This is a genomic window from Streptomyces sp. NBC_01463 (assembly GCA_036227345.1).
In the GTDB taxonomy this organism is placed as follows: domain Bacteria; phylum Actinomycetota; class Actinomycetes; order Streptomycetales; family Streptomycetaceae; genus Streptomyces.
This window is the reverse complement of sequence record CP109468.1, coordinates 7002478-7022091: the sequence shown is the minus strand read 5'-3', so window position 1 is coordinate 7022091 and position 19614 is coordinate 7002478. Positions and strand designations below refer to the sequence as shown.

Below are 19614 nucleotides of genomic sequence, written 5' to 3'. Positions count from 1 at the left end.
GCTACCTCGAAGGGCTGCGGTACCGTCGATCACGATGGCGACCATGGCGGAGTGCCGCAGCGCACTCGAAAGACTTTCCGACAACCTCGCGGGGGCCGACGGCGACGTGCGCAGCGCGGCCGCGCTCGACCGTTCGCTCAGCTGCCACATCAAGGACCTCGACGTCACGTTCACCGGCCGCCTGGCCGGCGGCCGGATCCAGGTCCTGGACACGGTCGAGGGCCCGCCCGCGCAGAAGGCGGAGATCCGCCTCGCGATGACCGGGGACGACCTGGTGGCGATGGTGGACGGCGAGCTGAACTTCGCCAAGGCCTGGGGCTCGGGCCGAGTCCGCCTGGAGGCCGGCTTCCGCGACCTCCTGAAACTCAGATCCCTGCTGTGAGGGCCACAACCAGCCCGTCCGGCGGCTGAGGACACCTCTTCAAGCCCGTCGGGCGATGGAGGACAAGGCGCGGTCGCAGGTCACACTCCCCCGGACACCGCCGCCCGCACCGACCGCTTCCGCGCGGCCGGCACCACCAGCGGCGTCCCCGTCTCCGGGTCGGGGATCACCTGGCACCGCAGCCCGAACACCCGCTCCACGAGCTCCGCGGTGACGATCTCTCCCGGCGCGCCCTCCGCGACCACCTCGCCCTCCCGCATGGCGATCAGGTGTGTCGCGTAGCGGGCGGCGTGGTTCAGGTCGTGCAGGACCGCCACCAGCGTGCGGCCCTGCGTCTCGTGCAGCTCCGCACACAGGTCGAGGACGTCGATCTGGTGCTGGATGTCGAGGTACGTCGTCGGCTCGTCCAGCAGCAGCAGCGGCGTCTGCTGCGCGAGCGCCATCGCTATCCAGACGCGCTGGCGCTGACCGCCGGACAATTCGTCGACATAGCGATCACCCAGCGCACCGACACCGGTCGCCGCCATCGATTCCTCGACAATGCGTTCGTCCTCGGGCGACCACTGCCGCAGCAGCCCCTGGTGCGGATAGCGTCCCCGGGCCACGAGGTCCGCCACCGTGATGCCGTCCGGTGCGATCGAGGACTGGGGCAGCAGGCCGAGGGTCCGGGCGACCTTCTTCGCGGGCAGGCTGTGGATCGTCTGCCCGTCGAGCAGCACCCGGCCCCGGGTCGGCTTCAGCATCCGGGAGAGCGCCCGCAGCAGCGTCGACTTCCCGCAGGCGTTGGGGCCGACGATCACGGTGAACGAGTGGTCGGGGATCTCGACCGAGAGGTTCTCCGCGATGACCCGCTGGTCGTAGCCGAGGGTCACCGAGTCCGCGGTGAGGCGCTGCATGGTCGTACTCCGGGGGTGGGTCGAGTCGGGGGAAGGGGGTACGGCATCGGAACGGGATTCGGAGCCGGAGGCAGAGGCTGTCGCGGAGCCGGATTCGGAAGGGGAGCCGGGAGTCATATCCGCCCCGCCTTGCGCTCGGTCACCAGGAGCCACACCAGATAGCAGCCACCGAGCACTCCGGTGACCACACCGACGGGAAGCTGCCGGTCGCCGAACGCCTCCATCGCGATCCAGTCGGCGACGAGCAGCAGCGCCGCCCCCATGAAGGTCGCGGCGACCAGGTTGGGGCCGGTCGAACGGGTCAGCCGGCGGGCCAGCTGCGGGGCGCTGAGCGAGACGAACGCGATCGGCCCGGCGGCGGCCGTGGCGACGGCCACGAGCAGCACGGCGGAGCCCATCAGGACGAGCCGGGTCCGCTCCACCCGTACACCGAGCGCGTACGCCGCGTCGTCGCCCATCTCCAGCATCCGCAGCGCGGGCCCGTGCCCGAACACCAGCGGGAGGAGCAGGCCGCAGACCACGAGCAGCGGCCAGACCTGCGCCCAGTCCCGGCCGTCGAGCGATCCGGTCATCCAGACGACCGCACGGGTCGCGTCGACGAGGTTGGCCTTGGTGATGAGGTACTGGGTGGCGGCGGTGAGCATGGCGGCCGCGCCGATGCCGACCAGGACGAGCCGGAAGCCGTGCACCCCGCGTCTCCACGCCAGCAGGTAGACGGCGACGCCGGTGAGCAGACCGCCGACGACCGCACCGCCCGCGACCGCAGCCGCCCCGCCCTGGAAGAGGACGATCACGGTCAGCGCGCCCACGGTGGCGCCCTGGCCGAAGCCGAGCACGTCGGGGCTGCCGAGCGGGTTGCGGGAGATGGTCTGGAAGACGGCGCCACCGGCACCGAGCGCCGCACCGACGAGGAGCCCGACCAGCACCCGCGGCAGGCGCAGGTCCGTGACGATGAACTCCTGCTGGAAGGTGCCGTGTCCGAAGAGTGTGGTGACGACCTCGCCCGGCGTCATCGAGAAGTCGCCGCTGCCGATGAGGACGACCGCCGCCCCGGCCGCGACGACCGCGAGCACCAGCACGACCAGGGCCGCCCGGACGTTCATCCGGAACGAGTAGCCTCCGGCGGTCCGCACGGCCCTCACCGAACGGGCGGCCCCCGCCGCCGCCTTCGTGTCCGCCGTCTCCTGGGTGGCCTTCACAGCTGGGACATCCTCTTGCGTCGTACGAGGTGGATGAAGACGGGACCGCCGAGCAGCGCGGTGACGATGCCGACCTGCAGTTCGGACGGCCTGGCGATGACCCGGCCGACCACGTCCGCGCCGAGCAGCAGCACCGGGGAGAGCACGGCCGCGTACGGCAGGATCCACCGCATGTCGGGACCGGTGATCGCCCGCACCAGGTGCGGGATCATCAGCCCGATGAAGACGATCGGGCCGCACGCGGCCGTCGCCGCCCCGCACAGCAGGGTGACGGCGAGCATGGCGAGGACCCGGGTCCGGGTCAGATGGGCGCCGAGGGACCGTGCGGTGTCGTCGCCCATCTCCAGGGCGTTGAGCGGCCGCGCGATGAACAGGGTGAGGAGCACACCGAGCGCGATGAAGGGCCACACCTTGCCGAGCGTCTCCGTGTTCGCGGAGGCCAGCGAGCCGACGGTCCAGAACCGCAGCCGGTCCAGCGCCGCCGAGTCCAGCAGCTGCACCGCGTTGACGTAGCCGTACAGCGCGGCGGTGACCGCCGTCCCGGCGAGCGCGAGCCGTACGGGAGTGGCGGACCGGCTGCCGCCGAGCAGATACACGGCGACCGAGACGATCGCGGCTCCGGCGAAGGCGAACCAGACGTATCCGGTCAGCGAGGTGACGCCGAAGAAGCTGATGGCGGTGACGACCGCCGCGGACGCGCCCGAGTTGACGCCGAGCAGTCCGGGCTCGGCCAGCGGGTTGCGGGTCAGGGCCTGCATCACCGCGCCGGCGAGCCCGAGCGCCGCACCGACGATCAGTCCGAGCACGGTCCGGGGGATGCGCACCTGCCGTACGAGGACGTCGTCGCCGCTCCCCCCGTAGTGGAACAGCCCGTGCCAGACGTCCGCGAGCGGCAGCGCCTTGGCGCCGATCGCGATACTCGCCAGGCACACCAGCACCAGTAGGGCCAGCGCCACCAGGAGGCCTGCGGCACGTACCGCGTGACGTCTGCGGGGCGCGGCCTTGGCAGGGGCGGCTATCGGGCCTGCGCTCGGGTTCGGGGGACTCTCAACCAACACGAGGTTAGGCTAGCCTACCCTCCTGTGAGCTCGGTCCGGCCGCCCACCTCGTCGGCCGCGAGCCCCGCTCCCCCGCGGAAACCGGAAGCCGAAGGCCGGCATCCGGAGCCGGGAAGCGGAAGCTCAGGGCCGGATCCGCCCGTCGCCCTACAGCCCCAGCCGGGCCACGGCCTTCTCCGCTTCCAGCCCGCACGCCCCGTCCCCGGCGTGCGACCACGCCGCTCCGCACAGGGCCCGCAGACCGTCGAGCGCGTCCCCGTCACCCTCCAGCAGCAGTGCGTCGCCCCGGACGGAGGCCGTCCAGCCGCCGCAGGTGTGGGCCTCGTCCGTACGCGTCACCTCGGGCTGACCCGTCAGCAGACCGCGCAGGTCCGCGTCGACGTACGTCGGCCGGTGCTCGGGCACCGCGGCCACCAGCTGCGCCGCGTCGGTCACTCCGGTGAGCACCAGCAGGGAGTCCACTCCCCCGTTGAACGCCCCCTCGATGTCCGTGTCGAGCCGGTCCCCGACCACCAGCGGCCGCTTCGCCCCGGTCCGCAGCACCGTCTCCCGGTGCATCGGCGGCAGCGGCTTCCCGGCCACCTGAGGCTCGGCGCCGGTCGCGATCCGTACGACCTCCACGGCGGCCCCGTTGCCCGGAGCGATCCCCCGGGCGCTCGGAATGGTCAGGTCGGTGTTGGAGGCGAACCACGGCAGCCCGCTGTTGACCGCGTAGGACGCCTCGGCGAACCGGCCCCACGTCATGTCGGGCCCGCCGTATCCCTGCGCCACCGCGACCGGGTCGTCGTCCGCCGACTCCACCGGCACCAGACCGCGTTCCCGCAGCGCCACCCGCAGTCCCTCGCCGCCGATCACCAGCACCCGCGCCCCCGCGGGCAGCTGATCGGCGATCAGCCGCGCCACGGCCTGCGCCGAAGTGATCACGTCGGCGGACTCGGCCGGCACCCCGAGCTCGGTCAGATGCTCCGCCACCGCCGCCGGGGTCCGCAGCGCGTTGTTGGTCACGTACGCCAGGTGCATCCCACCGTCCCGCGCGGTGCCGAGCGCCTCGACCGCATGGCCGATCGCCTGCCCGCCCGCGTACACCACCCCGTCAAGATCGAGCAGAGCCGTGTCGTACGCCTCGTTCAACGCGGTGCTGCTGCCGCTCGGCCTGGTCCTGCTCGCCTGACTCATATATCCCGCGCTCCTCATTGCCTGCGTATCCCCCGATCATCGCGCATCCGCGGAGCGCACATACGATGCAGAAATGAACACACGAGGCCCGGCGGACGAGGGACTGCGTCTGATTCCGTTCCGTGGACTGCGGTACGTCCCCGAACGGGTCGGCAGTCTCGCCGCGGTGACCTCGCCCCCGTACGACGTGGTCGTACGGCCCGACGGCCTGCTCCACCTGGAATCGGCTGATCCGCACAACATCGTGCGGCTGATCCTGCCGCAGGCCGACACCGCGTCCGCCCGCCACCAGCAGGCCGCGGCGACCCTGAACCGCTGGCTGGCGGAGGGAGTCCTCGCCCCCGATCCCGAGCCCGCGCTCTATGTGTACGAGCAGCGCAACGACGAGATCCTGCAACGCGGCGTAGTCGGCGCGCTGGCGCTCTCGGGCCCGGCGGACGGCGTCGTCCTCCCGCACGAGGACGTGATGGCCGATGTCGTCGAGGACCGCGCCGACCTGATGCGCACCACCGAGGCCCATCTCGAACCCCTGCTGCTGACCTACCGCAGCGACGCCGACGACAGCGCCGATACGGGCGCGAGCGGCGTCATCGAGCGGACGGTCTCCCGCCCGCCGCTGCTCGCGACCACCACCGAGGACGGCTTCAGCCACCGGCTGTGGGCGGTCACCGACCCGGCCGACCGCACGGAGATCGAGACGGACCTGGCCGGCCACCAGGCCCTGATCGCCGACGGCCACCACCGCTGGGCCACCTACCTCCGGCTCCAGCAGGAGCACGCCGAGCCCGGCCCGTGGGACTTCGGCCTGGTCCTCCTCGTCGACACGGCGCGCTACCCGCTGCGGGTCCGCTCCATCCACCGGCTGCTGCGCGGACTGCCCGTCGCCGACGCGCTCGCCGCGCTCACCGGTCTGTTCCGGGTCCGCACCGTCGAGGGTCCGCTCCCCCGGGCCCTGGACGCCCTGGCCGGCGCGGCGGCCGAGGGCAACGCCTTCCTGCTGGCCGGCGACGGCGGCTTCCACCTGATCGACCGCCCCGACGAGGCCCTGCTCACCCATACCGTTCCGGCGGACCGCCCGGCCGCCTGGCGCACCCTCGACGCGACGGTTCTGCATTCGGCACTGCTCGACCATGTCTGGCGCATCCCCGACGACCCGGCGCACATCGCCTACATCCACGACACCGCGGCAGCCGTCGAACAGGCCGAGCGCCACAACGCCACGGCGGTGCTGATGCATCCGGTACGCGAAGAAGTCGTACGGGACCTGGCCCGCCAGGGCGTGACCATGCCGCGCAAGTCGACCTCCTTCGGCCCCAAACCCGCCACCGGCCTGGTCCTGCGCAGCCTGCCCCTCGACTGACGGCCCTGCCCCGAACGCAGAAGAGGGCGGCACCCCGCGGGGTGCCGCCCTCTTCCTACGCGCTACGCCTTGACGGGACCATCGTCCTCATCGGCGTCGTCCTCTTCGTCCTCGTCCTCATCGGCGTCGTCGATGTCGTCGATGTCGTCGATGTCGTCCACCTCGACGACAACGACCGGCGCCTCGGCGGCGGGGGCGGGGGCTTCGTCCTCGTCGTCACCGAGAGCATCGACGAACTCGACCCCGTCCAGCTCGGCAAGCCGGTCCGACGCGTCCGTGGAACCGTCCTTGTCGGCCTCAAGAGCCTTGCCGAACCACTCGCGCGCCTCGTCCTCACGCCCTGCGGCCAGCAGCGCGTCCGCGTACGCATAGCGCAGGCGGGGCGTCCAGGGGTGCACGGCGCTGGACGCGAGCTCGGAGCTCTGCAGCGTCACGATGGCGGCGTCGATCTGCCCCATGTCCCTGCGGGCCCCGGCAGCCACCAGACGCATCTCGACCTGACCGGCCTTGTCCAGCTTCTGCACCTCGGGCTCGCCGGCCATGGCCATCGCCCGCTCGGGCCGGCCCAGTCCGCGCTCGCAGTCGGCCATCACGGGCCACAGCTCCACGGAACCGGTCATCCGCCGGGACGCCCGGAACTCCGCCAGCGCCTCCGCGTACTTCTGCGTCGCGTACGCGGCGAATCCGGCCGCCTCCCGCACCGCGGCCACACGCGAGGCCAGCCGCAGGGCGATGCGCGAGTACGCGTACGCCTGCTCGGGGTCCTCGTCGATCAGCCGGGCCACCATGACGAGGTTCCTGGCCACGTCCTCGGCCAGGGTCTTCGGCAGGCTCATCAGCTCCTGGCGGACGTCCTTGTCGATCTCGTGACCGGTGACGTCGTCAGGGATCGGAAGCCGCTTGATCGGCTCGCGGTCCCGGTCGTCCCGGCGCTCGTAACCACCGCGGTCGTCACGCCCGCGGTAGCCGCCGCTGCTGCCCCGGTCGTCACGCTGCCCACGGTAGCCACCACCTGAGGAGCCACCACGACTGTCGTCACGCCGGAAACCGCCGCCACCGGAACCACGGCTGTCATCGCGGCGGAAGCCGCCACCACTGGAACCGCGGTCGTCGCGGCGGAAGCCGCCGCTGCGGTTGTCGTCGCGACGCGGCCCACGCGGCTGGTCGTCACGCCGCTCGAACCCACCACTGGGACGCCCACCACGGTCATCATCACGACGCGGAGCCCGGTCATCACGACGGAACCCGCCGCCGGAGGAGGGACCACCACGGCTGTCGTCACGCCGGAACCCGCCGCCGGAGGAGCCACCGCCGCGGTTGTCGTCACGCCGGAAGCCACCACCGGAGGAGGCACCACCGCGGTTGTCGTCACGGCGGGGCGCACGGTCCCGGTCACGGTCGTCGCGGCGGAAGCCGCCGCTGCGGTTGTCGTCGTCGCGACGCGGCCCACGCGGCCGGTCGTCACGCCGCTCGAACCCACCACTGGGACGCCCACCACGGTCATCATCACGACGCGGAGCCCGGTCATCACGACGGAACCCACCGCCGGAGGAGGGACCACCACGGCTGTCATCGCGCCGGAAGCCACCACCGGAGGAGGGACCACCACGGCTGTCGTCACGCCGGAACCCGCCGCCGGAGGAGCCACCGCCGCGGTTGTCGTCACGCCGGAAGCCACCACCGGAGGAGGCACCACCGCGGTTGTCGTCACGGCGGGGCGCACGGTCCCGATCACGGTCGTCGCGGCGGAAGCCGCCGCTGCGGTTGTCGTCGTCGCGACGCGGCCCACGCGGCCGGTCATCGCGCCGCTCGAACCCACCACTGGGACGCCCACCACGGTCATCATCACGACGCGGAGCCCGGTCATCACGACGGAACCCACCACCGGAGGAAGGACCACCACGGCTGTCATCGCGACGGAAGCCACCACCGGAGGAGCCACCGCCGCGGTTGTCGTCACGCCGGAACCCGCCGCCGGAGGAGCCACCGCCGCGGTTGTCGTCACGCCGGGGCGCACGGTCATCGCGGCGGAAGCCGCCACCACCGCTGGTCGGCCGGCTGTCGTCACGACGGAACCCACCGCCGGAGGAGCCACCACCGCGGTTGTCATCACGACGGGGCGCACGGTCCCGGTCACGGTCGTCACGGCGGAAGCCGCCAGCACCACTGGTCGGCCGACTGTCATCGCGACGGAAACCGCCACCGCTGGTGGGCCGGCTGTCGTCACGACGGTTGCCGCCGCGGTCGTTGTCCCGACGCTGGCCGCCCGACCGGTCGTCACGACCGCCGCTGAAGCCGCCCCGGTCACCGCCGTCCCGGCGACGCGGCTCGCGCTCCGAACGATCGTCGGGAGAGTTGGTGGACATCGGTGGGGCTCCTGTCATCGGGTACTACAGACATTCTTGCGCAGCCGGTCAACCGACGCGCTTCGGCAAAACAAAAAGGACCCTTGGTCCCAGCGTTGAACGCTGGGACCAAGGGTCCTTCAAAGATTGTTCGGCGGCGTCCTACTCTCCCACAGGGTCCCCCCTGCAGTACCATCGGCGCTGAAAGGCTTAGCTTCCGGGTTCGGAATGTAACCGGGCGTTTCCCTAACGCAATGACCACCGAAACCCTATCGGGTTCTAGCGAACAAGCACACTTTTCAATTAAGTAGTGAAGCTGTTCAACCGGTGCGATAACTGTTCGCAACCCGGGAACAACACAGTGGACGCGAGCAACTGAGGACAAGCCCTCGGCCTATTAGTACCAGTCAGCTCCACCCGTTACCGGGCTTCCACATCTGGCCTATCAACCCAGTCGTCTACTGGGAGCCTTAACCAATCAAGTTGGTGGGAATACTCATCTCGAAGCAGGCTTCCCGCTTAGATGCTTTCAGCGGTTATCCTTTCCGAACGTAGCCAACCAGCCATGCCCTTGGCAGGACAACTGGCACACCAGAGGTTCGTCCGTCCCGGTCCTCTCGTACTAGGGACAGCCCTTCTCAATATTCCTACGCGCACAGCGGATAGGGACCGAACTGTCTCACGACGTTCTAAACCCAGCTCGCGTACCGCTTTAATGGGCGAACAGCCCAACCCTTGGGACCGACTCCAGCCCCAGGATGCGACGAGCCGACATCGAGGTGCCAAACCATCCCGTCGATATGGACTCTTGGGGAAGATCAGCCTGTTATCCCCGGGGTACCTTTTATCCGTTGAGCGACAGCGCTTCCACAAGCCACTGCCGGATCACTAGTCCCGACTTTCGTCCCTGCTCGACCCGTCGGTCTCACAGTCAAGCTCCCTTGTGCACTTACACTCAACACCTGATTGCCAACCAGGCTGAGGGAACCTTTGGGCGCCTCCGTTACTCTTTAGGAGGCAACCGCCCCAGTTAAACTACCCATCAGACACTGTCCCTGATCCGGATCACGGACCCAGGTTAGACATCCAGCACGACCAGAGTGGTATTTCAACGACGACTCCACAACCACTGGCGTGGCCGCTTCAAAGTCTCCCACCTATCCTACACAAGCCGAACCGAACACCAATATCAAACTATAGTAAAGGTCCCGGGGTCTTTCCGTCCTGCTGCGCGAAACGAGCATCTTTACTCGTAGTGCAATTTCACCGGGCCTATGGTTGAGACAGTCGAGAAGTCGTTACGCCATTCGTGCAGGTCGGAACTTACCCGACAAGGAATTTCGCTACCTTAGGATGGTTATAGTTACCACCGCCGTTTACTGGCGCTTAAGTTCTCAGCTTCGCCGACCCGAAAGTCAGCTAACCGGTCCCCTTAACGTTCCAGCACCGGGCAGGCGTCAGTCCGTATACATCGCCTTACGGCTTCGCACGGACCTGTGTTTTTAGTAAACAGTCGCTTCTCGCTGGTCTCTGCGGCCACCCCCAGCTCAGGAAGCAAGTTCCCTCACCAGTGATGGCCCCCCTTCTCCCGAAGTTACGGGGGCATTTTGCCGAGTTCCTTAACCATAGTTCACCCGAACGCCTCGGTATTCTCTACCTGACTACCTGAGTCGGTTTAGGGTACGGGCCGCCATGAAACTCGCTAGAGGCTTTTCTCGACAGCATAGGATCATCCACTTCACCACAATCGGCTCGGCATCAGGTCTCAGCCTTAATGTGTGACGGATTTACCTACCACACGGCCTACACCCTTACCCCGGGACTACCACCGCCCGGGCTGGACTACCTTCCTGCGTCACCCCATCGCTTACCTAGTACAAGTCTGGTTCGTCGGCTCCACCACTACCCTCAACTCCGAAGAGATCGGGCCGGCTTCACGGACTTAGCATCGCCTGATTCAGTATTGGGCGTTTCAAAGCGGGTACCGGAATATCAACCGGTTGTCCATCGACTACGCCTGTCGGCCTCGCCTTAGGTCCCGACTTACCCTGGGCAGATCAGCTTGACCCAGGAACCCTTAGTCAATCGGCGCACACGTTTCTCACGTGTGTATCGCTACTCATGCCTGCATTCTCACTCGTGAACCGTCCACAACTCGCTTCCGCGGCTGCTTCACCCGGCACACGACGCTCCCCTACCCATCCATACTCCCGTTGGGGATATGTGTATGAATGACACGACTTCGGCGGTACGCTTGAGCCCCGCTACATTGTCGGCGCGGAATCACTTGACCAGTGAGCTATTACGCACTCTTTCAAGGGTGGCTGCTTCTAAGCCAACCTCCTGGTTGTCTCTGCGACTCCACATCCTTTCCCACTTAGCGTACGCTTAGGGGCCTTAGTCGATGCTCTGGGCTGTTTCCCTCTCGACTATGGAGCTTATCCCCCACAGTCTCACTGCCGTGCTCTCACTTACCGGCATTCGGAGTTTGGCTAAGGTCAGTAACCCGGTAGGGCCCATCGCCTATCCAGTGCTCTACCTCCGGCAAGAAACACACGACGCTGCACCTAAATGCATTTCGGGGAGAACCAGCTATCACGGAGTTTGATTGGCCTTTCACCCCTAACCACAGGTCATCCCCCAGGTTTTCAACCCTGGTGGGTTCGGTCCTCCACGAAGTCTTACCTCCGCTTCAACCTGCCCATGGCTAGATCACTCCGCTTCGGGTCTTGAGCGCGCTACTAAATCGCCCTATTCGGACTCGCTTTCGCTACGGCTTCCCCACACGGGTTAACCTCGCAACACACCGCAAACTCGCAGGCTCATTCTTCAAAAGGCACGCAGTCACGACGCACCGAGTAAACTCGATGCGCGACGCTCCCACGGCTTGTAGGCACACGGTTTCAGGTACTATTTCACTCCGCTCCCGCGGTACTTTTCACCATTCCCTCACGGTACTATCCGCTATCGGTCACCAGGGAATATTTAGGCTTAACGGGTGGTCCCGCCAGATTCACACGGGATTTCTCGGGCCCCGTGCTACTTGGGTGTCTCTTAAACGAGCCGTTAATGTTTCAGCTACGGGGGTCTTACCCTCTACGCCGGACCTTTCGCATGTCCTTCGCCTACATCAACGGTTTCTGACTCGTCTCACAGCCGGCAGACTATGAAAAAGAGATCCCACAACCCCGCATGCGCAACCCCTGCCGGGTATCACACGCATACGGTTTGGCCTGATCCAGTTTCGCTCGCCACTACTCCCGGAATCACGGTTGTTTTCTCTTCCTGAGGGTACTGAGATGTTTCACTTCCCCTCGTTCCCTCCACACTGCCTATGTGTTCAGCAGCGGGTGACAGCCCATGACGACTGCCGGGTTTCCCCATTCGGACACCCCCGGATCAAAGCTTGGTTGACAGCTCCCCGGGGCCTATCGTGGCCTCCCACGTCCTTCATCGGTTCCTGGTGCCAAGGCATCCACCGTGCGCCCTTAAAAACTTGGCCACAGATGCTCGCGTCCACTGTGCAGTTCTCAAGCAACGACCAGCCACCCATCACCCCGCCCTTACAGGCGAGTTCACTGGGGCCGGCGTTTGAAGGCAGCCTTACGGCCATACCTTCAGACACCCAACAGCGCGCCCAGTACCCGGAATTCAATCGGTTCGTTTTCCACGCTCCGAGGAGCAGTACTTACGACCCGGTTGAACCACCAGGTACTGAATAGTCAACGTTCCACCCATGAGCAACCAGCACCGAACATTCGCCGGTGTACTGGCCTCTGACCGAACCGAGGTCCGGTAAGAAGTGCTCCTTAGAAAGGAGGTGATCCAGCCGCACCTTCCGGTACGGCTACCTTGTTACGACTTCGTCCCAATCGCCAGTCCCACCTTCGACAGCTCCCTCCCACAAGGGGTTGGGCCACCGGCTTCGGGTGTTACCGACTTTCGTGACGTGACGGGCGGTGTGTACAAGGCCCGGGAACGTATTCACCGCAGCAATGCTGATCTGCGATTACTAGCAACTCCGACTTCATGGGGTCGAGTTGCAGACCCCAATCCGAACTGAGACCGGCTTTTTGAGATTCGCTCCGCCTCGCGGCATCGCAGCTCATTGTACCGGCCATTGTAGCACGTGTGCAGCCCAAGACATAAGGGGCATGATGACTTGACGTCGTCCCCACCTTCCTCCGAGTTGACCCCGGCAGTCTCCTGTGAGTCCCCATCACCCCGAAGGGCATGCTGGCAACACAGAACAAGGGTTGCGCTCGTTGCGGGACTTAACCCAACATCTCACGACACGAGCTGACGACAGCCATGCACCACCTGTCACCCGACCACAAGGGGGGCCGTATCTCTACGGCTTTCCGGGCGATGTCAAGCCTTGGTAAGGTTCTTCGCGTTGCGTCGAATTAAGCCACATGCTCCGCTGCTTGTGCGGGCCCCCGTCAATTCCTTTGAGTTTTAGCCTTGCGGCCGTACTCCCCAGGCGGGGAACTTAATGCGTTAGCTGCGGCACCGACGACGTGGAATGTCGCCAACACCTAGTTCCCAACGTTTACGGCGTGGACTACCAGGGTATCTAATCCTGTTCGCTCCCCACGCTTTCGCTCCTCAGCGTCAGTAATGGCCCAGAGATCCGCCTTCGCCACCGGTGTTCCTCCTGATATCTGCGCATTTCACCGCTACACCAGGAATTCCGATCTCCCCTACCACACTCTAGCCTGCCCGTATCGACTGCAGACCCGGGGTTAAGCCCCGGGCTTTCACAACCGACGCAACAAGCCGCCTACGAGCTCTTTACGCCCAATAATTCCGGACAACGCTTGCGCCCTACGTATTACCGCGGCTGCTGGCACGTAGTTAGCCGGCGCTTCTTCTGCAGGTACCGTCACTTTCGCTTCTTCCCTGCTGAAAGAGGTTTACAACCCGAAGGCCGTCATCCCTCACGCGGCGTCGCTGCATCAGGCTTTCGCCCATTGTGCAATATTCCCCACTGCTGCCTCCCGTAGGAGTCTGGGCCGTGTCTCAGTCCCAGTGTGGCCGGTCGCCCTCTCAGGCCGGCTACCCGTCGTCGCCTTGGTAGGCCATTACCCCACCAACTAGCTGATAGGCCGCGGGCTCATCCTTCACCGCCGGAGCTTTTAACCTTCCCCCATGAGAGAGAAAGTATTATCCGGTATTAGACCCCGTTTCCAGGGCTTGTCCCAGAGTGAAGGGCAGATTGCCCACGTGTTACTCACCCGTTCGCCACTAATCCACCCCGAAAGGCTTCATCGTTCGACTTGCATGTGTTAAGCACGCCGCCAGCGTTCGTCCTGAGCCAGGATCAAACTCTCCGTGAATGTTTTCCCGTAATCGGGTAGACACACACGAGAGCGGAACGGTCAGGTCGGAATAAGACCGACCGTTCACTGTGTCCTCGCTGTGTTCATTGCCTACCAGGCCGGTAAAGGCCTGCTAGGACTTTCAAAGGAACCTCGAACCTGCCGAAGCAGGTCGGGGTATCAACATATCTGGCGTTGACTTTTGGCACGCTGTTGAGTTCTCAAGGAACGGACGCTTCCTTTGTACTCACCCTCTCGGGCTTTCCTCCGGGCGCTTCCCTTCGGTCTTGCGTTTCCGACTCTATCAGACTCTTTCGTGTCCGATTCCCGGTCGAAGCGGGCCTCGCATTTACCGCTTTCCAGGAATTCGCTTTCGCGCTTTCCCTTTCGGCGTGTTCACTACTTTAGCCGATTCCCCCGGTGACTCATAATCGAGTCATCAGACCGGATTTCGGCATGCCGAAATCCGCACCCAGAGGGTGAGTCGTAGGTAGTGGTTGGCCACTTCGAGTTGCTCGGCGTGCGATCCGATGGACCGAACCAGAAGCTGTACCCGTGTCAAGCGGCTCGGACTACATTAGGCGTCCCCCAAGGGCGAGTCAAGTTGACCGTCGGCGCGGCGCATGGGCCCGGTACGGGCTCACCGTGGGGTCTCCGTCGATCCAGAAACGCCAGGGATGTGTCGCCCCGTCACCGCCCACACCCGTGCGCGGACCGTTGCGTACCTGGTCGCGCGGTGGTGGGGTGCCCCGCAGTACGGAGAGGTCGGCACCCGGGTGGGCGATGGCGTCCGTGCCGTCGAGTGCCCGGTCGATGTCGAGCGCCGTCGCGAGACGGGCCGGCCCTTTGGCCAGTTCTCGGTCATTGCGGGCCGAGAACCGACGTTTGCGGGTGAGGTCGGCGCCCGTACGGATGTCGCCGGCCCTGAGCAGGACACCGCTCGCCATGCCCTCCGGGCCGCACACCAGGTTGAGGCAGTGCCACATGCCGTAGGTGAAGTAGACGTACGCATGGCCGGGGGGTCCGTACATGACGCCGTTGCGCCGCGTCCGGCCGCGGAAGGCGTGGGAGCCGGGGTCGATCTCCCCCGCGTACGCCTCCACCTCGGTGAGCCGCAGTTCGATCGGGCCGTCCGGCGTGCTGCGGACCAGGGTCCGGCCCAGGAGGTCCGGTGCCACCTCCAGGACGGGGCGGTCGAAGAAGTCCCGCGTCAGCGGCGTACGGTCCTGGCCATCGATCATGACGTCCGAGGTTACCGGGAACCGACTACGGTCATGGCGCGTATGTAGGGGTCAGGACCTAGGAGGAGAAAACATGGGCTTCAAGCGGCTGCTCGCGAGCATGGGTGCCGGTGGCGCCTCGGTGGAGACGGAGCTGACCGAGGTCAACGTCGTGCCGGGTGGAGTGGTGCAGGGCGAGGTGCGGATCCAGGGCGGGTCCGTCGACCAGCAGATCGAGGGGCTCTCCGTCGGCCTGCAGGCCCGGGTCGAGGTCGAGGGCCAGGACCAGGAGACCAAGCAGGACATCGAGTTCACCAAGCTGCGGATCGGCGGCGCGTTCGAGGCGCGGGCCGGGGCGGTGCACGTCGTGCCGTTCGGGCTCGAGATCCCGTGGGAGACGCCGATCACGATGTTCGCCGGCCAGCACCTGCACGGCATGAACATCGGGGTGACCACGGAGCTGGAGATCGCGCGGGCACTGGACTCGGGCGACCTGGACCCCATCAACGTGCACCCGCTGCCGGCCCAGCAGGCCATCCTGGACGCCTTCGGGCAGCTGGGCTTCGGTTTCCGCAGTGCGGACATGGAGCGCGGGCACATCCGCGGCACCCGTCAGCGGCTGCCGTTCTACCAGGAGATCGAGTTCTTCCCGCCGTCGCAGTACCGGGGGCTGAACCAGGTCGAGCTGACGTTCGTCGCGGACGACCGCGAGATGGACGTCGTCCTGGAGATGGACAAGAAGCCGGGGCTCTTCAGTGAGGGCAGCGACTCGTACCGCGCGTTCAAGGTCGGTCTGAACGACTTCCGGGGGACCGACTGGACGGCGTACCTGAACCAGTGGCTTGCGCAGGTCGGCGGGCAGCGCAACTGGCTCTAGGGTCGAATGGAAGTCGGAGGGAAGGAGAGGAGGACGGAGACCTTCGGGTCGTCCGGACTCCTTCCGGGACCGTATCGGTCCTTCGAGTCCTTCCGAGTCCTTCCGAGAGCAGAACCGATCAGGAGAGGTGCTGACGTGACCGAGCCGAAGAGGGCCCCGCTTCCGCACGACTTCCATCCCGAGGTCCCGTCCTTCACCGTGGTGAGCGAGGACCTGGCACCGGGGGCCGTGCTTGCGGACGCGCAGGTGTTCGCGGCGGGGAACACCTCGCCGCAGCTGCGGTGGGAGGGTTTCCCGCCGGAGACGAAGAGTTTCGCCGTGACGTGCTTCGACCCGGACGCCCCGACGGGCAGCGGGTTCTGGCACTGGGTGGTCTTCGACATCCCCGCGTCGGTCACCGAGCTGCCCGCGGGTGCGGGCAGCGGGAAGTTCGAGGGCCTGCCCGCCGGCGCCGTGCAGGTGCGCAACGACTACGGGTCGAAGGATTTCGGCGGCGCCGCTCCGCCGGCCGGCGAGAACCACCGCTACGTGTTCACCGTCTACGCGGTGGACAGCGAGAAGCTCGGTCCCGACAGCGATGCCTCTCCCGCGGTGATCGGTTTCAACCTGCGGTTCCACACGCTGGGCCGGGCCCAGCTGATCGGTGAGTACGCGGAGCCCGCCGCCGGCGAGTGAAGCAAAGGGTTCCACCCCTGTTTGCCCTGCCCTGGTCTTGGAGAGATCAGGGCAGGGCATTTTTTATTGCGTTGTCCATCACGGCCTGCCCGGACAGAGTTGATCCGGGCCTGCCAGGGGGCGGGCGGCACACGGGAGGTGGGCGAGATGCGGGACACGCTGGTGCTGAACGCGAGCTTCGAGCCGCTGTCGACGGTGACACTGAACCGTGCGGTGGTGCTGATTCTGCAGGACAAGGCCGTCGTCGAGCAGTCGCATCCCGAGCTCCGTATGCGTGGTGCCGCGGTGGACATTCCGGTGCCCCGGGTGATCAGGCTCTGCCGGTACGTACGGGTGCCGTTCCGAAGACAGGCTCCGTGGTCCAGAAGGGGTGTGCTGATCCGCGACCAGCACCGGTGCGCGTACTGCGGGCGCCGGGCGAGCACCGTCGACCACGTGGTGCCGCGTGCCCAGGGCGGGCAGGACACCTGGCTGAACACGGTGGCCTCGTGCGCCGAGGACAACCACCGCAAGGCGGCGCGTACGCCTCAGGAGGCGGGGATGCCGCTGCTGCGGCAGCCGTTCGTGCCGTCTCCGGCGGACGCGATGCTGCTGGCGCTGGGGGCCGGTGACCGGTCGGCGCTGCCGGAGTGGCTGGCACAGTCCGCGGCGTAGCCGCCGTACGCCCGGTGACGTAGAGGAGCCCGCTTCCCGGGAGGGAGCGGGCTTCCGCGTGTCAGCGGAGCACGAGCTGGACGATGGCGACCGTACCGACCGTGACGATCAGGACGCGCAGGAACGTGGGGCTGAGCCGGCGGCCGATCTTGGCGCCGAGCTGGCCGCCGAGTGCGGAGCCGACGGCGATGAGGACGACGGCGGTCCAGTCGAAGTCCGCGACGAAGAGGAAGAAGAGCGCGGCGATGCTGTTGACGACGGCGGCCAGGACGTTCTTCACGGCGTTGAGGCGCTGCATGGTGTCGTCGAGCAGCATGCCCATCAGGGAGAGGTAGATGATCCCCTGGGCGGCGGTGAAGTAGCCGCCGTAGACGCTGGCGAGCATCAGTCCGGTGAACAGGAGCGGGCCGCCGTCGGGGCGGGCGGTCGTGCCGGTGTGGGCGCGTCGGCGCTGGACCGCTTTGCTGATGCGTGGTTGCAGGATGACGAGGACGAGGGCCAGGGCGACGAGGACCGGGACGATGGTCTCGAAGGCCGTGGAGGGCAGTGCCAGCAGCAGGGTGGCGCCGGTGAGGCCGCCGATCAGCGCGCCGACGGAGAGCTTGAGGACACGGTGGCGCTGTCCTTCGAGTTCCTTGCGGTAGCCGATCGCGCCGCTGATGGAACCGGGGATCAGGCCGAGCGCGTTGGAGACCGTCGCGGTGACCGGGGGCAGGCCGGTGGCGAGCAGGACCGGGAAGGTGATCAGCGTTCCCGAGCCGACGATCGTGTTGATCGTGCCCGCGCTGATGCCCGCGACGAAGACGGCGAGCATCTCCCAGGTGGTCATGTCGGATCCCCCGTGGATGGTCGGTGCTTGGTGCACTGATCATGCACGAGGGGATGTACACGTCAGTCGACCGGGGGTTCCTCGCGGCGTTCCTTGTCGGAGTTGCCCGTGTTGAAGCCGGGCATCCCGGTGCCGAGGTTGCCGAAGGCGCCGCTGAGGCCCTTGAGGGCGTCGCCGATCTCGCTGGGCACGATCCAGAGCTTGTTGGCGTCACCCTCGGCGATCTTGGGGAGCATCTGGAGGTACTGGTACGAGAGGAGCTTCTGGTCCGGGTCGCCGGCGTGGATCGCCTCGAAGACCGTACGGACGGCCTGCGCCTCGCCCTCCGCGCGCAGGGCGGCCGCCTTCGCCTCGCCCTCGGCGCGCAGGATCGCGGACTGCTTCTCGCCCTCCGCGGTGAGGATCGCGGACTGCCTCGTTCCTTCGGCCTGGAGGATCGCGGCGCGCTTGTCACGGTCGGCGCGCATCTGCTTCTCCATCGAGTCCTGGATGGAGGTGGGCGGCTCGATCGCCTTCAGCTCGACGCGGTTGACGCGGATGCCCCACTTGCCGGTGGCCTCGTCGAGGACTCCGCGCAGGGCCGCGTTGATCTCCTCGCGGGAGGTCAGGGTCCGCTCCAGGTCCATGCCGCCGATGATGTTGCGGAGCGTGGTGACGGTGAGCTGCTCGATGGCCTGGATGTAGCTGGCGACCTCGTACGTCGCCGCCCTGGCGTCGGTCACCTGGTAGTAGATGACGGTGTCGATGTTGACGACCAGGTTGTCCTGGGTGATCACCGGCTGGGGCGGGAAGGGGACGACCTGTTCGCGGAGGTCGATCCGGTTGCGGATCGAGTCGATGAACGGGACGACGATGTTCAGGCCTGCGTTGAGGGTGCGGGTGTACCGGCCGAAACGCTCCACGATGGCGGCGCTGGCCTGTGGGATGACCTGGATCGTCTTGATCAGAGCGATGAAGACGAGCACCACCAGAATGATCAGGACGATGATGATCGGTTGCATCGTTTCCTCGTGCCCTTCGGTTGCCGACGGATCGCGATGATCGGGGTCGAGATCGTATGGGGGCCGTGGATCAGGTTGTGCGTCCTGCCGGTCCGGATTCCATGATGATCTACATCGAGTCTGGCAGAACGGGCGCCGCCGCGGGGGCTGTTCGGTTACATGACGACGGCCGTGGCACCGTCGATGTCGACGACATCGACCTGTTGGCCCGGTTCGAAGGTCAGTTCCGCGTCGAGGGCGCGGGCCGACCAGATCTCTCCGGCGAGCTTGATCCGGCCGCCGCTGCCGTCGACCCGTTCCAGGACGACGGCCTGACGGCCCTTCAACGCGTCTATTCCGGTGGCGAGATGGGGCCGGTCCGCGCGATGCCGGTTGGCGATCGGGCGGACCACGGCGATGAGTGCCACCGAGACGATGACGAAGACCAGGACCTGGGCCACGATTCCGCCGCCGAGAGCCGCGACGACCGCGGCGGCGATCGCTCCGACGGCGAACATGCCGAACTCGGGCATCGCGGTCAGGACCAGGGGGATGCCCAGTCCCACCGCGCCGATCAGCCACCACACCCACGCGTCGATGTCCACGTGGTCATCGTATGACCGCGAGCACCTCCGCGGACAG

15 protein-coding genes and 3 rRNA genes are annotated in these 19614 nt (G+C 66.6%); 5 read left to right on the top strand and 13 right to left on the bottom strand.

Going from position 1 to position 19614, the window contains the following annotated elements; genetic code table 11:
* Positions 1-34 precede the first annotated feature (34 nt).
* Positions 35-382: an SCP2 sterol-binding domain-containing protein gene (locus OG521_31010; GenBank protein WUW24953.1), complete on the top strand. Its 348-nt coding sequence runs from the start codon at positions 35-37 to the stop codon at positions 380-382.
* Positions 383-462: 80 nt separating this feature from the next.
* On the opposite strand, the gene OG521_31005 is transcribed toward OG521_31010, so the two are convergent.
* The 4 genes from OG521_31005 to OG521_30990 form a co-directional block, all read right to left on the bottom strand.
* Positions 463-1278: an ABC transporter ATP-binding protein gene (locus OG521_31005; protein WUW24952.1), complete on the bottom strand. Its 816-nt coding sequence runs from the start codon at positions 1276-1278 to the stop codon at positions 463-465.
* A 113-nt stretch (positions 1279-1391) separates the two neighbouring features.
* The gene (locus tag OG521_31000; GenBank protein WUW26862.1) at positions 1392-2381 is read right to left on the bottom strand and encodes an iron chelate uptake ABC transporter family permease subunit; all 990 of its coding nucleotides are present in this window, start codon (positions 2379-2381) and stop codon (positions 1392-1394) included.
* Between the two features lie 92 nt (positions 2382-2473).
* The gene (locus tag OG521_30995; protein WUW26861.1) at positions 2474-3433 is read right to left on the bottom strand and encodes an iron chelate uptake ABC transporter family permease subunit; all 960 of its coding nucleotides are present in this window, start codon (positions 3431-3433) and stop codon (positions 2474-2476) included.
* 249 nt (positions 3434-3682) lie between these two features.
* Positions 3683-4711, bottom strand: coding sequence for an HAD-IIA family hydrolase (locus tag OG521_30990; protein WUW24951.1), 1029 nt, complete (start codon positions 4709-4711; stop codon positions 3683-3685).
* Positions 4712-4784: 73 nt separating this feature from the next.
* On the opposite strand from OG521_30990, the gene OG521_30985 reads away from it, so the two are divergent.
* Entirely contained in the window at positions 4785-6071 is a 1287-nt protein-coding gene (locus OG521_30985) for a DUF1015 domain-containing protein (protein WUW24950.1), read from the top strand.
* A 62-nt stretch (positions 6072-6133) separates the two neighbouring features.
* On the opposite strand, the gene OG521_30980 is transcribed toward OG521_30985, so the two are convergent.
* The 6 genes from OG521_30980 to OG521_30955 form a co-directional block, all read right to left on the bottom strand.
* Positions 6134-6907, bottom strand: coding sequence for a tetratricopeptide repeat protein (locus OG521_30980; GenBank protein ID WUW26860.1), 774 nt, complete (start codon positions 6905-6907; stop codon positions 6134-6136).
* A complete protein-coding gene (locus OG521_30975; GenBank protein ID WUW26954.1) occupies positions 6907-8217 on the bottom strand; it encodes a hypothetical protein in 1311 nt (436 codons plus the stop codon). Before OG521_30975 ends, OG521_30980 begins: the two co-directional genes overlap by 1 nt.
* Positions 8218-8565: 348 nt before the next feature.
* A 5S ribosomal RNA gene (gene rrf, locus OG521_30970) occupies positions 8566-8682 on the bottom strand.
* 111 nt (positions 8683-8793) lie between these two features.
* A 23S ribosomal RNA gene (locus OG521_30965) occupies positions 8794-11918 on the bottom strand.
* Positions 11919-12229: 311 nt separating this feature from the next.
* Positions 12230-13755: ribosomal RNA gene (locus tag OG521_30960) — 16S ribosomal RNA — on the bottom strand.
* The 16S, 23S and 5S rRNA genes sit together here, the layout of an rRNA operon.
* 581 nt (positions 13756-14336) lie before the next feature.
* Complete coding sequence (locus OG521_30955) at positions 14337-14978, bottom strand: DNA-3-methyladenine glycosylase (protein ID WUW24949.1); 642 nt, start codon at positions 14976-14978, stop codon at positions 14337-14339.
* Between the two features lie 73 nt (positions 14979-15051).
* Between OG521_30955 and OG521_30950 the strand changes: the two genes are divergently transcribed.
* The 3 genes from OG521_30950 to OG521_30940 all read left to right on the top strand — a co-directional run bounded on the left by OG521_30950 (position 15052) and on the right by OG521_30940 (position 17163).
* Complete coding sequence (locus OG521_30950; protein WUW24948.1) at positions 15052-15834, top strand: sporulation protein; 783 nt, start codon at positions 15052-15054, stop codon at positions 15832-15834.
* 135 nt (positions 15835-15969) lie between these two features.
* A complete protein-coding gene (locus OG521_30945) occupies positions 15970-16509 on the top strand; it encodes a YbhB/YbcL family Raf kinase inhibitor-like protein (GenBank protein WUW24947.1) in 540 nt (179 codons plus the stop codon).
* 147 nt (positions 16510-16656) lie between these two features.
* The gene (locus tag OG521_30940) at positions 16657-17163 is read left to right on the top strand and encodes an HNH endonuclease (protein WUW24946.1); all 507 of its coding nucleotides are present in this window, start codon (positions 16657-16659) and stop codon (positions 17161-17163) included.
* 61 nt (positions 17164-17224) lie between these two features.
* Here the strand turns inward: OG521_30940 and OG521_30935 are convergent, their stop codons facing one another.
* The 3 genes from OG521_30935 to OG521_30925 all read right to left on the bottom strand — a co-directional run bounded on the left by OG521_30935 (position 17225) and on the right by OG521_30925 (position 19577).
* Positions 17225-17992, bottom strand: a complete 768-nt coding sequence (locus tag OG521_30935; protein WUW24945.1) for a sulfite exporter TauE/SafE family protein — start codon at positions 17990-17992, stop codon at positions 17225-17227.
* Between the two features lie 62 nt (positions 17993-18054).
* On the bottom strand, positions 18055-18993 hold the full coding sequence (locus OG521_30930; GenBank protein ID WUW24944.1) for an SPFH/Band 7/PHB domain protein: 939 nt from the start codon (positions 18991-18993) through the stop codon (positions 18055-18057).
* 155 nt (positions 18994-19148) lie between these two features.
* Positions 19149-19577: an NfeD family protein gene (locus tag OG521_30925; protein ID WUW24943.1), complete on the bottom strand. Its 429-nt coding sequence runs from the start codon at positions 19575-19577 to the stop codon at positions 19149-19151.
* Between the last annotated feature and the right edge of the window lie 37 nt (positions 19578-19614).

Bases quoted from the DNA above. Each gene is read 5' to 3' on its own strand.
- OG521_30955 (WUW24949.1), bottom strand. From the start codon at position 14,978: ATGATCGATGGCCAGGACCGTACGCCGCTGACGCGGGACTTCTTCGAC.
- OG521_31010 (WUW24953.1), top strand. From the start codon at position 35: ATGGCGACCATGGCGGAGTGCCGCAGCGCACTCGAAAGACTTTCCGAC.
- OG521_30990 (WUW24951.1), bottom strand. From the start codon at position 4,711: ATGAGTCAGGCGAGCAGGACCAGGCCGAGCGGCAGCAGCACCGCGTTG.
- OG521_30950 (WUW24948.1), top strand. From the start codon at position 15,052: ATGGGCTTCAAGCGGCTGCTCGCGAGCATGGGTGCCGGTGGCGCCTCG.
- OG521_30980 (WUW26860.1), bottom strand. From the start codon at position 6,907: ATGAGCCTGCCGAAGACCCTGGCCGAGGACGTGGCCAGGAACCTCGTC.
- OG521_30985 (WUW24950.1), top strand. From the start codon at position 4,785: ATGAACACACGAGGCCCGGCGGACGAGGGACTGCGTCTGATTCCGTTC.
- OG521_30930 (WUW24944.1), bottom strand. From the start codon at position 18,993: ATGCAACCGATCATCATCGTCCTGATCATTCTGGTGGTGCTCGTCTTC.
- OG521_30940 (WUW24946.1), top strand. From the start codon at position 16,657: ATGCGGGACACGCTGGTGCTGAACGCGAGCTTCGAGCCGCTGTCGACG.
- OG521_31000 (WUW26862.1), bottom strand. From the start codon at position 2,381: ATGAACGTCCGGGCGGCCCTGGTCGTGCTGGTGCTCGCGGTCGTCGCG.
- OG521_30935 (WUW24945.1), bottom strand. From the start codon at position 17,992: ATGACCACCTGGGAGATGCTCGCCGTCTTCGTCGCGGGCATCAGCGCG.
- OG521_31005 (WUW24952.1), bottom strand. From the start codon at position 1,278: ATGCAGCGCCTCACCGCGGACTCGGTGACCCTCGGCTACGACCAGCGG.